This window comes from Pseudacidovorax sp., from assembly GCF_017991995.1.
GTDB lineage: Bacteria > Pseudomonadota > Gammaproteobacteria > Burkholderiales > Burkholderiaceae_C > Xenophilus.
Genome location: NZ_JAGOPN010000001.1, coordinates 213,082 through 224,439, shown reverse-complemented (window position 1 = coordinate 224,439; position 11,358 = coordinate 213,082). Strand labels below are relative to the sequence as shown.

Here is an 11,358-nt window from a genome sequence, read left to right as displayed (position 1 = left end):
ATCTCGATAAACATCGGGATTTGTTATGAACCTTCACCAGTTCAAGTTCGTTCAGGAGGCGGTGCGCCGCAACCTGAACCTGACCGAAGCCGCCAAGGCGCTGCACACCTCGCAGCCCGGCGTCTCCAAGGCCATCATCGAACTGGAAGAAGAGCTGGGCGTGGAGATCTTCGCGCGCCATGGCAAGCGCCTGAAGCGCGTCACCGAGCCCGGGCAGCACGTGATCGCCAGCATCGAGCTGATCATGCGCGAGGTGGGCAATCTGCGCCGCATCGGCGAGCAGTTCAGCGCGCAGGACAGCGGCACGTTGTCCATCGCCACCACGCACACCCAGGCCCGCTACGTGCTGCCCGTCCCCGTGGTCAAGCTGCGCGAGGCCTATCCCAAGGTCAACGTCAGCCTGCACCAGGGCTCGCCGGCACAGGTGGCCCAGATGGTGCTCGACGAAGTGGCGGAGGTCGGCGTCGCCACCGAATCGCTGGACGATTACGACGGCCTCGTCACCCTGCCCTGCTACGAATGGCAGCACGTGCTGGTGCTGCCCAAGGACCATCCCCTGGCCGCCAAGGAGCGCGTGAACCTGGAGGACCTGGCGGCCGAGCCGATCATCACCTACCACCCTTCCTTCACGGGCCGTACGCGCATCGACCATGCCTTCGCGCAGAAGAAGCTGTCGCCGCGCATCGCGCTGGAGGCCATCGACTCCGATGTCATCAAGACCTATGTGCGTCTGGGCCTGGGCGTGGGCATCGTGGCCGAGATGGCCGTCCGCGAGGACAACAACGAGGACCTCGTGGTGCGGCCCATGGGCCAGGTGATCGGCCAGAACGTCGCCCGCATCGCCTTCAAGCGCGGCGCCTACCTGCGCAACTTCGTCTTCAAGTTCGCCGAGCTGCTGTCGGACCGGCTGGACCGCAACCTCATCGCCAAGGCCCTGAGCGGCCATTACGACGACTACGAACTCTGATTCCGCCGCATCGCGCCTTCACTGCCATGACCGCTCCCCGAACGCCCGAGCCGGGCACCAAGCTGCCCGCCGTGGGCACCACCATCTTCACCGTGATGTCCGCCCTGGCGACCGAGCACGGCGCCGTCAACCTGGGCCAGGGCTTTCCGGACTTCGGCTGCGACCCGAAGCTGCTGGACGCCGTGACCGCCGCGATGGCCGCCGGCCACAACCAGTACCCGCCGATGACCGGCGTGCCGCTGCTGCGCGAGCGCATCGCCGCCAAGATCGAGGCGCTCTACGGCCGGCGCTACGACGCCGGCACCGAGATCACCGTCACGGCCGGGGCTACGCAGGCCATCATCACCGCCATCCTGGCGCTGGTGCGGCCGGGCGACGAGGTGATCGTGCTGGAGCCCTGCTACGACAGCTACGTGCCCAACATCGAACTGGCCGGCGGCACGGTGGTGCGCGTGCCACTGGTGCCCGGCAGCTTCCGGCCCGACTTCGACCGCATCGCCGCCGCGCTGACGCCGCGCACGCGCGCGATCCTGATCAACACGCCGCACAACCCGAGCGGCACCGTGTGGACCGCCGACGAGATGCGCCAGCTCGAAGCCCTGCTCGCGCCCACCGACGTGTTCGTGATCAGCGACGAGGTCTACGAACACATGGTCTACGACGGTGCCCTGCACCAGAGCGTGGCCCGCTTCCCGGCACTGGCGGCGCGCAGCCTGATCGTCAGCAGCTTCGGCAAGACCTACCACGTCACCGGCTGGAAGGTCGGCTACGTGGCCGCGCCGGCCGTGCTCACGGCCGAGTTCCGCAAGGTGCACCAGTTCAACGTGTTCACGGTCAACACGCCCATGCAGCATGCGCTGGCGCATTACATGGCCGATGCGGCGCCCTATGTGGACCTGCCGGCCTTCTACCAGCGCAAGCGCGATCTGTTCGCCGAAGGCCTGGCACGCACCCGCCTGCGGCTGCTGCCCAGCGAGGGCAGCTACTTCCAGTGCGTGGACATCTCGGCGGTCAGCGACTTGTCGGAGTCCGACTTCTGCCAGTGGCTCACGCGCGAGATCGGCGTGGCGGCGATCCCGCTGTCGGCCTTCTATGGCGATGGCTTCGACCAGCGCGTGGTGCGCTTCTGCTATGCCAAGCGCGATGAGACGCTGCGCGATGCGCTGACGAGGCTGGCAAAACTCTGACACCCGACCGCGGCGAGGGCCTGACAGCGCAAGGGGCCCGCCGCCGTCCGCCCGGCTCCTTCGACATGCGCAGCATCCGCTTTGTCAACAACTCACAGAGCTCGGAGCTACGCCATGTCCCTTTCCTTCATCCTGCTCATCGTCCTGATCCTGCTGCTGATCGGCGCCCTGCCCAGTTGGGGTTACAGCCGCAGCTGGGGCTACGGCCCGAGCGGCGGCCTGGGTCTGGTGCTCGTGATCGTGATCGTGCTGCTGCTCATGGGACGAATCTAGCCCTCCGCGCGCACCACCAAGAAGCCGCCCGCGCGGGCTGGGTCGAAGACCCGGCCGACGCGGGCGGTTTTTCTCGTCGGTCTTTGGCGCAGCTCCGGCGCAAGTCGCTCTCTGCCCGAACCTTGAAGTCCGCTTCGCCCGCGCCGCTCAGGCCAGCGCCCGCACCTGCGACAGGATCAGTTCTCCCACTTGCGCCATGAGTCCGCTCTCGGTGGTCGTAGTCCGGTTCCAGAGGTAGATGGGCCGCGCCGCGGGCGGTCCCGGCCACGGCAACGACACCAGCCCGAAGCGCTGGCTCAGCCGCCGCAAGGGAAAGTCGGGCAGCACCGACAAGTGCCGCCCGCGCGCCAGCATCTCCAGTAGCACGAAGGCCTCGCCCAGCACCGTCACCTGTGCCCGCATCTGCTGCACGCCGCCGCCCACCAGCATGCTCTGCACGTCCTGGTCGAAGGGCGATGCGGTCCCCAGGCTGATCCAGTCGGCGGCGTCGGCCTCGCCGTGCGCCAGCGATGTCCGCCCGGCGAAAGGATGGCCCGTCCCGCAGTACACGCCCAGGGTGTCGGCCACCAGCAGTCGCCGCTCGATGCCCTGCGGCGGTCGCTCCAGCCACGAGGGGCCGATGACGAAGTCGTGCTGGCCGTCGATCAACTGCTCAACGAGCACATGGGGCCGGTCGCTGCGCACCGACAGGGCCAGGTCGTCGAAACGGGCCAGCAGGGCGCGCGTCACCTCGTCGAGCACCGCGGCGCCCACCATGGGCCCCGAGCCGATGCGCAACTGGCGCCGGATGCCGCCGCGGTGCCGCGCGCTGACCTCCGCGGCGTCCTTGAGCCGGCGCGCAATGGCCCGCCCCTCGCGCGCCAGCATCTCGCCCAGCGGCGTGCTGCGCACGCCGTAGCGGCTGCGCTCGAAGAGCTGGCCGCCGGCCTGCATCTCCAACGTCTGCATGTTGTGGGTGAGCGTAGGCTGCGTGAGATGCAGATGCCGGCTCGCCTGGGTGATCGAGCCTTTTTCCAGGATGGTCGCGAGCTGGACCAGGTGCCGAGGATCCATCGGAATTTTTATGGTTGGCGCGTGATTTTCAATTTTACGGATGGGTACATCCTGCCTAAGCTCGGTGGTTGCTCCTCGCAGTGCACGCTGTCATGACCTCCAGACCCAACATCATCTACATCGTCGCCGACGACCTGGGCTATGCCGACCTCGGCTGCTACGGTGGCCGCAGCGCCGACTTCGGCCTCGTGTCCCCAAACATCGACGCCCTGGCCCAAGGCGGCCTGCGCTTCACCGAGGGCTATGCCAACTCGCCCGTCTGCTCGCCCACGCGCTTCGCGCTGATGACCATGCGCTACCAGTACCGCCTGCGCGGCGGCATGGAAGAGCCGATCAACAGCCGCAGCAAGGGCAGCACCACGCTGGGCCTGCCGCCCGAGATGCCCACCCTGCCCTCGCTGCTGCGCGATGCCGGCTACGCCACGGCGTTGATCGGCAAGTGGCACCTGGGCTATCCGCCCAGCTTCGGTCCGCTGCGCTCGGGCTACGACGAGTTCTACGGAATCATGGCCGGCGGTGTGGACTACTTCACCCACTGTTCGGGCCGCGGCGACCACGACCTCTACGTCGGCGATAGCGAGCACCATGAGACGGGCTACCTCACCGACCTGCTTTCCGCCCGCGCCGTCGGCCATGTGCAGGCCCGCGCGGCCGAGGCCCGCGCCGGCAGGCCCTTCTTTCTGAGTCTTCACTACACGGCGCCGCACTGGCCGTGGGAGACCCGCGACGACGCGCATGTGGCCGCCGAGACCGCCGCCAACCTGTTCCACCTGGACGGCGGCAACATCCACACCTACCGCCGCATGATCCATCACATGGACGAAGGCATCGGCCAGCTGGTCGCCGCCCTGCGCGCAGAAGGCCTGCTGGAGAACACGCTGATCGTCTTCACCAGCGACAACGGCGGCGAGCGCTTCTCGGACAACTGGCCGCTGGTGGGCGGCAAGATGGACCTGACCGAGGGCGGCATCCGCGTGCCCTGGATCGCACACTGGCCGGCCGCCATTCCCGCTGGCACCACCAGCGCCCAGCACTGCATGACCATGGACTGGTCGGCCACGATGCTGGAGCTGGGCGGCGGTGCGCCGCCTGAGGGCCACACGCTGGATGGCGTCTCGCTGGCGGCCGTGCTGCGCGATCCGTCGCAGGGCTTCGAGCGCCCGCTGTACTGGCGCATGAACCACCGCGGCCAGCGTGCCCTGCGCCGTGGGCCCTGGAAGTACCTCAAGGTCGACGAGCACGAGTACCTCTTCGACCTGCGCGCCGACGAGCGCGAGCGCGCCAACCTGGCGACGCGCGAACCCGCACGCTTCCAGGCGCTGCGCGAGGACTGGCTCGCCTGGAACGAATCCGTGCCCGCCATCCCCGACGACGCGGCCGTGAGCCTGGGCTATTCGTACCGCGACATGCCGCAGCGCTGAGCGTTGCGCCCCCTCGACATCCAAGGAGACAGACCATGACCCCTTCAACCCGCTCGGCCGTCGCCCGCCGTACGGCGATCGCCGCCTGCCTGGCATTCGGCGCCTTCGCCGGCGTCGGTGCCCATGCCCAGGCCTGGCCCACCAAGACGATCAAGATGATCGCGCCCTCCACCCCAGGCGGCCCACCCGACGTCTATGCCCGGGCACTGGCCGACCTCATGTCGCGCGACCTGGGCCAGCCCATCGTGGTCGAGAATTCGCCGGCCGTGGGCGGCATGGTGGCCGCACAGCAGATGCTGCGCGCGCCCGCCGATGGCTACACGCTGATGGTCAGCACGGCCGGCATGCTGACCATCACGCCCAACGCCAACCCCAGGGCCAAGTACACGCCTGCCGACTTCACGCCCATCTGCCAGGGCGTGGACGCCGGCCTCGTGCTCGCCAGCCATCCGTCGCTAGGGCCGAAGGACTTCAAGAGCCTGCAGCAGTGGCTCAAGGCCGAGAAGACGCCGCCCACCTATTCGTCGTATTCGCCGGGCTCGCCGGCGCACTTCCTGGGCTTTCAACTGAGCGAAGCGCTGAACGTGCCCATGACGCATGTGCCCTACCGCAGCAGCCCGCAGCAGATCACCGACATGGTGGGCGGCATCGCGCCGCTGGGTTTCGTGCAGATCGCCACCGCCACGCCGCAGATCAAGGCAGGCAAGCTGCTCGCCTTCGCCACCACCGCGCCGACGCGGGCCCCCGAGCTGCCCGACGTGCCCACGGTGCGCGAACTCGGCCTGCCGCAGCTGGAGACCACCGTGTGGTTCGGCCTGAACGGCCCACCCGGCCTGCCCGCGTTCATTGTCAAACGGCTTACCGAGGCGCACCGCAAGGTGCTGGCCTCGCCGGAGTTCCGCAGCCGCATGGCGCTTTCGGGCCTTGCGCCCTCGCCCGACATCTGCGGCGACGCCTTCCTCAAGAAGATGAACGACGAGTCCGCGCGATGGGCGCGCATCGTCAAGGCCACCGGCTTCGTGGCCGACTGAGGCGGCAGTCAGCCGGCACACGGATACTCGGGCGATGGCCGAACACGACTCAAGACACAAGGCGGGCGCCGCCCCCCGCACCCAGCCCCGGCCGGCATGGCGCTCCAGCGGCGAAGAGCCGGACTACCGGTTCACGCTCGCCAACGAGCGCACCTTCCTGGCCTGGGTCCGCACGGCGCTGGCGGTGCTGGCGGCGGGCGTGTTGCTCGACCAGTTCTCCACCAAGCTGCAGCCCCATCTGCTGGTGGTCGGCACCGCCATCCTGCTGTGCGTGGTGGCCGGCACGCTGGCCTCGCTGGCCTACACGCGCTGGCGTGACAACGAAGTCTCGATGCGGCACCGCCATGCGCTGCCCCATTCGCGCATGCTGGCCATCCTGACAGTGGCCGTGGTGCTCATCTGCGCGGTGCTCGCCGTGCTGATGGCCTGGGCCATCGCCATCCATCGCGCCTGAATGTCCACCGCCGCCGGCCGCGACCCGGGCCTGCAGCCCGAGCGCACCACGCTGTCCTGGACGCGGACCGCCGCTGGCTTGCTGCTGAATGCCGTGCTCAACCTGCGCAGCGGCTATGTGCACGACTCGGTGCCGCTGCTGGTGCTCTCCGGCGCGCTGGTCGTGGCTGCCGCGGCCGTCTTCAGCTTCGGCCGGCTGCGGCGGCGCCAATTGTCGGAGCATGGGCCCGAAGCCCTGGCCGATCCGCTGGCCATGCGAGCCGTGACGGCGGCCACGCTGCTGGCCTCGGCGACCGGCCTGGCTTCGATCCTGCTCGGCCACTGGCACTGACGCGCCCTGGATCAGGAGCCGCGCAATCGCGGGCGTCGGCCCTAAAAACAGAAAGCCGGCATGCTTTCGCATACCGGCTTCCGGGTTACCCGAAGGCATCCGCCCCGCCCTCGCCCGCTGACAACGGGCGTCGTGCTGGGCGGCGTCTATTACAGAGCCGCCTTGCGGTAGACCGACAGGCTGCCTTGCGTGTATTGCGTCGGGATCGTGCTGTTCACGAAGGCCTTGGCGTCCAGGTTGGACGTGGGATTGTGGGCAGCGGCCACGGCTTCGGTCTGGACGGCGGTGCGGCTGCGGGGAGCGGCGGGGGCCACGGCGACTTGCTGGCCGACATATTCCAGGTTCTGCTCGGCGCGAGCAGCTTGCACGCCCTGGGCGTTCACTTCGGCGCGGCTGAAGGCCGACACGGGGGCGACGACGCCTTGGTATTCCTCGGCGCTGGCGCCGGCAACGGCGGCGAACGACAGGGCGGCGAGGGCGATGATCTTCGAGGTCTTGGTCATGATTTTTCTCCTAAGCAGAGCGTTGAACAGAGCGGGCGGGGCACCTGCCTCACCGGCTTCGGGTCTGCGTTCAATCGCTGGCCCGTGGGATGAATTGTGGACCGCCGATCTAGGGAAAACCCGAGGCATTGCCGAACGTGGTGTTCCGCCACAAGAAACAATCCCTGTCTACCGCGGGCCGCTGGCGCGCGCTGACGCGAGGCAACCCTGCCCGGTCGCGGCCCGCTGCGCACGCGGGTGCCTTTCGTAGGCCCAGTGCAAGCCCCACGAACACGCGCGACTGATTCAATAACTCTTGTATCATCGAACAATGACCGAAAGCGAAGCCGTATCCGCCCTCGCCGCCCTGGCCCATCCGCAAAGGCTGCGGGCGTTCCGCGCGCTGGTCGTGGCCGGGCCTCAGGGATCGACGCCCAGCACGCTGGCCGATCAGCTCGATGTGGCACGCAATACCTTGTCCTTCCATCTGAAGGAACTGGCCCATGCCGCCCTGGTGACGATCGAGCCCCAGGGCCGCAACCTGGTCTATCGCGCCGATTTCGCCCGCATGAACGATCTGCTGGGCTACATGACCGAGCACTGCTGTCAGGGCGAAGCCTGCGACGTCGTCGCCGCAGCGCCCAGGTGCACCGCCTGCTGAGTAACGACGATGACCCCTCCCTCTCTTTCGAGCCACCGCCAGCCAGACGCGGACATGAGTGCCTTCGAGCGCTACCTGACCCTCTGGGTCCTGGCTTGCATCCTTGCGGGCATTGCCTTGGGCCAGTCCGCGCCGCGCGTGTTCGAAGCCATCGGCCGCATGGAAATCGCCCAGGTCAACCTGCCGGTGGGCATGCTGATCTGGGTCATGGTGATCCCGATGCTGCTCAAGGTGGACTTCAGTGCGCTCGGACAGGTGCGACAGCACTGGCGCGGCATCGGCGTGACGCTGTTCATCAACTGGGCGGTCAAGCCCTTCTCGATGGCCTTGTTGGCCTGGCTCTTCATCCGCCATGTCTTTGCCGGCTGGCTGCCGGCCGACCAGCTCGACAGCTACGTGGCAGGCCTGATCCTTCTGGCGGCCGCGCCGTGCACGGCGATGGTCTTCGTCTGGAGCCGGCTCACGGGAGGCGATCCAGTGTTCACGCTGTCGCAGGTGGCCTTGAACGACACCATCATGGTGTTCGCCTTCGCGCCCATCGTCGGACTGCTGCTGGGCCTGTCGGCGATCACCGTGCCGTGGGCCACGCTGCTGACCTCCGTGGTGCTGTACATCGTCATCCCCGTCGTCGTGGCGCAGTTCTGGCGACGCGCATTGCTGCGCAAAGGCCAGGCACGCTTCGATGCCGCTTTGGCGCGCATCGGCCCGCTCTCCATCGCAGCGCTGCTGCTCACGCTCGTGCTGCTGTTCGCCTTCCAGGGTCGCGCCATCCTGCAGCAGCCGCTGGTCATCGCCATGCTGGCGGTGCCGATCCTGATCCAGGTGTTCTTCAATTCCGGACTGGCCTACTGGCTCAACCGGCGAGTGGGCGAGAAACACGCCATCGCCTGCCCCTCGGCGCTGATCGGTGCGAGCAACTTCTTCGAGCTGGCCGTGGCGGCCGCCATCAGCCTCTTCGGCTTCCATTCCGGCGCGGCCCTGGCGACCGTGGTCGGCGTGCTGATCGAGGTGCCCGTGATGCTGCTGGTCGTGCGCCTGGTCAACCGCTCGCGCGGCTGGTACGAGCGTGGCGCGGCGTCCGCTTCCTGACCCCTGTCCCCTGCCCCATGAGCGACATCACGATTTATCACAACCCCGACTGCGGCACCTCGCGCAACGTGCTGGCCCTGATCCGCAACAGCGGCGAGGAGCCGCTGGTCATCGAGTACCTGAAGACGCCACCCGACCGGCAGACCCTGGTCGGCCTGATCGCGGCCATGGGCATGCCGGTGCGCGCGCTGCTGCGCGAGAAAGGCACGCCCTACGTCGAGCTCGGCCTCGACGCGCCGACATGGAGCGACGAGCAGCTGATCGACTTCATGGGCCAGTACCCCATCCTCATCAACCGCCCCATCGTGGTCACGCCGCTCGGCACCCGCCTTTGCCGCCCGTCGGAGACGGTGCTGGACCTGCTGCCCCAGCCGCAGCGCGGCGCCTTCGACAAGGAGGACGGCCAGCCGGTCGTCGACGCGGAGGGCCGCCGTGTCTGAGGCCATCCACGATCTGCCGCAGGTCGACGGCGCGCTTTTCGAACTGCCCGACATCCGGCGCCTCATGCCGACCGAGCGCAGCACCCATGCGCCACGCTTCCTGCTGCTGTATGGCTCGCTGCGTGCGCGCTCCTACAGCCGCTTGGCCGCCGAAGAGGCCGCCCGCATCCTGCGCGCGCTCGGCGGCGAGACACGGATGTTCAATCCGTCCGGCCTGCCGCTGGTGGACGACGCGCCGGCGGACCATCCGAAAGTGCAGGAGCTGCACGCGCTCACCCAGTGGGCCGAGGGCATGGTGTGGTGTTCGCCCGAGCGCCACGGCGCCATGACCGGTCTGATGAAGACACAGATCGACTGGATCCCGCTCTCGGTCGGCGCCGTGCGCCCGACGCAGGGCAAGACGCTGGCCGTGATGCAGATCTCGGGCGGCTCGCAGTCCTTCAATGCGGTGAACCAGATGCGCGTGCTGGGCCGGTGGATGCGCATGCTGACCATCCCCAACCAGTCCTCGGTCGCCAAGGCCTACCAGGAGTTCGACGAAGCCGGGCGCATGACGCCATCGGCCTACCACGACCGCATCGTCGACGTGATGGAAGAGCTGATGAAGTTCACGCTGCTCACGCGCGACGTGGCGCCCTACCTGGTGGATCGCTACAGCGAGCGCAAGGAGAGCGCGCAGGCCCTGAGCCAGCGTGTCGGTCAGGCGAGGCTCTGAGCGCTGTCGAGAGAGAAGCAGGCCGGCCGGAGCACGAGCCGACGTCTCAGACCAGTTCCCTGAGCACGAGCGCCCGCGGTCCCGCGGCGGTCATCAGGTGGACGGCCGTCCCAGGACGCGCGCGCAGGGCCTTGCGCAGAGTCCATCCTTGCCCTGGACCCAGAGGCAGGCCGTCCACCGCGCGCAGGAGGTCGCCCTCCTGCAGGCCCGCCAGCGCAGCTGGCCCGTCGGCCAGCACCTCGGCGACCTCGAGACCCCGATCCGTGTCGCGCCAGATGAAACCGGCGCGCGGACCCGGGAAGGCTTCGTCCAAGGCCGCATTGGGCTGCAGCGCGAGATGTCCACCGGAGGCGTCCAGCGCCAGGTTGAAGCGGCGCAGCAACTCGCCGCCGATGTTGCCCAGCCAGGCGTCGCTGCCAAACAGGCCGCCGCGCGCCAGCGACAGCTCGACCACGGGGCGCTGCAGCCGGTAGGCGCCCAAGTGCAGCGCTTGCGCGCGCACGCAATCGGCATGGTCGACGCCGCCCGTCGTCACGCCGGTTGCGAGGCGCACGCCACGGCCCCAGCGTGTGCGCAGCCCGAGGCGCTCCACGGCAGGCGCGAACAGGGTGACCGCCTGGCCTGCTCCCGTGTCGATCGAGAACCAGCCGATGACCCCGTCCAAGTCCGCCTCGACCAGCAGCTTTCCCGAGGCATGGCGCCGCAGCGGCAACCAGGGCTCAGGGCCGAGCAGTTGCCGCACGCCGTCCCGCGATGTCGCCGGGACCAGACCGAGGCGGCCGCGCGGGTAGTCGACGCGAATGGCATAGGTCCGCAGGAAGTCGGCACCCAGCACGCCGTCCCAAGGAAACTCGCGCGGGAATGCCGTGACATACACCGGCTGGTCGCGCCGCAGTGCATCCCCGACGGCAAAGCGCGGCACCACGGTGCGGCGGATCTCGCCGGAGGGGCCGCTACCGCCCGAACCTGACACCACTTCCCGAGACAACGGCAGTCCCAACGCGCGCGCGAACCGAAGGTCCAGCACGGTGGCATCGGCCCCGGTGTCCAGCACCAGCGAGGCCTCACGCGCCTGCAGCCGTGCGGTGACGATGGGATAGGGATCCTCGATCGCAAGCGGCATCTCCTGGATGGCCTGTGCAGGCGTACGGCCGAGTTCACGGCTCGCTTCGCAGGCGCCAAGGCACGAAACGGCGGACAGGCTGAATACTCGGCCAAGAAAGGCTCGGCGCATGGGTGATACTTGCTGCACAGC

14 protein-coding genes are annotated in these 11,358 nt (G+C 68.5%); 11 read left to right on the top strand and 3 right to left on the bottom strand.

Annotation, left to right across the window (positions count from 1 at the left end):
* Positions 1 to 25 precede the first annotated feature (25 nt).
* From KBC94_RS01065 to KBC94_RS01055, 3 genes are all read left to right on the top strand, one after another.
* Positions 26 to 967, top strand: coding sequence for a CysB family HTH-type transcriptional regulator (locus KBC94_RS01065; RefSeq protein WP_234191764.1), 942 nt, complete (start codon positions 26 to 28; stop codon positions 965 to 967).
* A 26-nt stretch (positions 968 to 993) separates the two neighbouring features.
* Positions 994 to 2,154, top strand: a complete 1,161-nt coding sequence (locus KBC94_RS01060) for a pyridoxal phosphate-dependent aminotransferase (protein ID WP_294365407.1) — start codon at positions 994 to 996, stop codon at positions 2,152 to 2,154.
* 114 nt (positions 2,155 to 2,268) lie between these two features.
* Entirely contained in the window at positions 2,269 to 2,427 is a 159-nt protein-coding gene (locus KBC94_RS01055; RefSeq protein ID WP_017761920.1) for a DUF3309 family protein, read from the top strand.
* 147 nt (positions 2,428 to 2,574) lie between these two features.
* On the opposite strand, the gene KBC94_RS01050 is transcribed toward KBC94_RS01055, so the two are convergent.
* Positions 2,575 to 3,480 (bottom strand): LysR family transcriptional regulator, encoded by a 906-nt coding sequence (locus KBC94_RS01050; RefSeq protein WP_294365397.1) that lies wholly within the window; start codon positions 3,478 to 3,480, stop codon positions 2,575 to 2,577.
* 92 nt (positions 3,481 to 3,572) lie between these two features.
* On the opposite strand from KBC94_RS01050, the gene KBC94_RS01045 reads away from it, so the two are divergent.
* From KBC94_RS01045 to KBC94_RS01030, 4 genes are read left to right on the top strand one after another with little or no spacing between them, the layout of a single operon-like run.
* Positions 3,573 to 4,901 carry a sulfatase-like hydrolase/transferase gene (locus KBC94_RS01045; protein ID WP_294365394.1) on the top strand — a complete coding sequence of 443 codons (1,329 nt, stop codon included), beginning with the start codon at positions 3,573 to 3,575 and terminating at the stop codon, positions 4,899 to 4,901.
* Between the two features lie 35 nt (positions 4,902 to 4,936).
* Positions 4,937 to 5,932 carry a tripartite tricarboxylate transporter substrate binding protein gene (locus KBC94_RS01040; protein WP_294365390.1) on the top strand — a complete coding sequence of 332 codons (996 nt, stop codon included), beginning with the start codon at positions 4,937 to 4,939 and terminating at the stop codon, positions 5,930 to 5,932.
* 34 nt (positions 5,933 to 5,966) lie between these two features.
* Complete coding sequence (locus tag KBC94_RS01035) at positions 5,967 to 6,386, top strand: DUF202 domain-containing protein (RefSeq protein WP_294365388.1); 420 nt, start codon at positions 5,967 to 5,969, stop codon at positions 6,384 to 6,386.
* Entirely contained in the window at positions 6,387 to 6,716 is a 330-nt protein-coding gene (locus KBC94_RS01030) for a DUF202 domain-containing protein (protein ID WP_294365386.1), read from the top strand. It begins immediately after the preceding gene.
* Between the two features lie 149 nt (positions 6,717 to 6,865).
* Here the strand turns inward: KBC94_RS01030 and KBC94_RS01025 are convergent, their stop codons facing one another.
* On the bottom strand, positions 6,866 to 7,219 hold the full coding sequence (locus tag KBC94_RS01025) for an alpha/beta hydrolase (protein ID WP_294365383.1): 354 nt from the start codon (positions 7,217 to 7,219) through the stop codon (positions 6,866 to 6,868).
* A gap of 310 nt (positions 7,220 to 7,529) precedes the next feature.
* On the opposite strand from KBC94_RS01025, the gene KBC94_RS01020 reads away from it, so the two are divergent.
* From KBC94_RS01020 to arsH, 4 genes are read left to right on the top strand one after another with little or no spacing between them, the layout of a single operon-like run.
* Positions 7,530 to 7,859, top strand: a complete 330-nt coding sequence (locus KBC94_RS01020) for a helix-turn-helix domain-containing protein (protein ID WP_294365381.1) — start codon at positions 7,530 to 7,532, stop codon at positions 7,857 to 7,859.
* 9 nt (positions 7,860 to 7,868) lie between these two features.
* Positions 7,869 to 8,948 carry an ACR3 family arsenite efflux transporter gene (arsB, locus tag KBC94_RS01015; protein ID WP_294365378.1) on the top strand — a complete coding sequence of 360 codons (1,080 nt, stop codon included), beginning with the start codon at positions 7,869 to 7,871 and terminating at the stop codon, positions 8,946 to 8,948.
* Between the two features lie 17 nt (positions 8,949 to 8,965).
* Entirely contained in the window at positions 8,966 to 9,388 is a 423-nt protein-coding gene (gene arsC / locus KBC94_RS01010; protein ID WP_294365375.1) for an arsenate reductase (glutaredoxin), read from the top strand.
* On the top strand, positions 9,381 to 10,103 hold the full coding sequence (arsH, locus tag KBC94_RS01005; RefSeq protein WP_294365371.1) for an arsenical resistance protein ArsH: 723 nt from the start codon (positions 9,381 to 9,383) through the stop codon (positions 10,101 to 10,103). The genes arsC and arsH overlap by 8 nt, the downstream gene beginning before the upstream one ends.
* A gap of 46 nt (positions 10,104 to 10,149) precedes the next feature.
* Here the strand turns inward: arsH and KBC94_RS01000 are convergent, their stop codons facing one another.
* Positions 10,150 to 11,337, bottom strand: a complete 1,188-nt coding sequence (locus KBC94_RS01000) for an aspartyl protease family protein (RefSeq protein WP_294365368.1) — start codon at positions 11,335 to 11,337, stop codon at positions 10,150 to 10,152.
* Between the last annotated feature and the right edge of the window lie 21 nt (positions 11,338 to 11,358).

Excerpts from the sequence above, each read along its gene's own strand:
- KBC94_RS01025 (WP_294365383.1), bottom strand. The coding sequence starts at position 7,219 with ATGACCAAGACCTCGAAGATCATCGCCCTCGCCGCCCTGTCGTTCGCC.
- arsB (WP_294365378.1), top strand. The coding sequence starts at position 7,869 with ATGACCCCTCCCTCTCTTTCGAGCCACCGCCAGCCAGACGCGGACATG.
- arsC (WP_294365375.1), top strand. The coding sequence starts at position 8,966 with ATGAGCGACATCACGATTTATCACAACCCCGACTGCGGCACCTCGCGC.
- KBC94_RS01020 (WP_294365381.1), top strand. The coding sequence starts at position 7,530 with ATGACCGAAAGCGAAGCCGTATCCGCCCTCGCCGCCCTGGCCCATCCG.
- KBC94_RS01050 (WP_294365397.1), bottom strand. The coding sequence starts at position 3,480 with ATGGATCCTCGGCACCTGGTCCAGCTCGCGACCATCCTGGAAAAAGGC.
- KBC94_RS01030 (WP_294365386.1), top strand. The coding sequence starts at position 6,387 with ATGTCCACCGCCGCCGGCCGCGACCCGGGCCTGCAGCCCGAGCGCACC.
- KBC94_RS01060 (WP_294365407.1), top strand. The coding sequence starts at position 994 with ATGACCGCTCCCCGAACGCCCGAGCCGGGCACCAAGCTGCCCGCCGTG.
- KBC94_RS01035 (WP_294365388.1), top strand. The coding sequence starts at position 5,967 with ATGGCCGAACACGACTCAAGACACAAGGCGGGCGCCGCCCCCCGCACC.
- KBC94_RS01065 (WP_234191764.1), top strand. The coding sequence starts at position 26 with ATGAACCTTCACCAGTTCAAGTTCGTTCAGGAGGCGGTGCGCCGCAAC.
- KBC94_RS01045 (WP_294365394.1), top strand. The coding sequence starts at position 3,573 with ATGACCTCCAGACCCAACATCATCTACATCGTCGCCGACGACCTGGGC.
- KBC94_RS01040 (WP_294365390.1), top strand. The coding sequence starts at position 4,937 with ATGACCCCTTCAACCCGCTCGGCCGTCGCCCGCCGTACGGCGATCGCC.
- KBC94_RS01055 (WP_017761920.1), top strand. The coding sequence starts at position 2,269 with ATGTCCCTTTCCTTCATCCTGCTCATCGTCCTGATCCTGCTGCTGATC.
- KBC94_RS01000 (WP_294365368.1), bottom strand. The coding sequence starts at position 11,337 with ATGCGCCGAGCCTTTCTTGGCCGAGTATTCAGCCTGTCCGCCGTTTCG.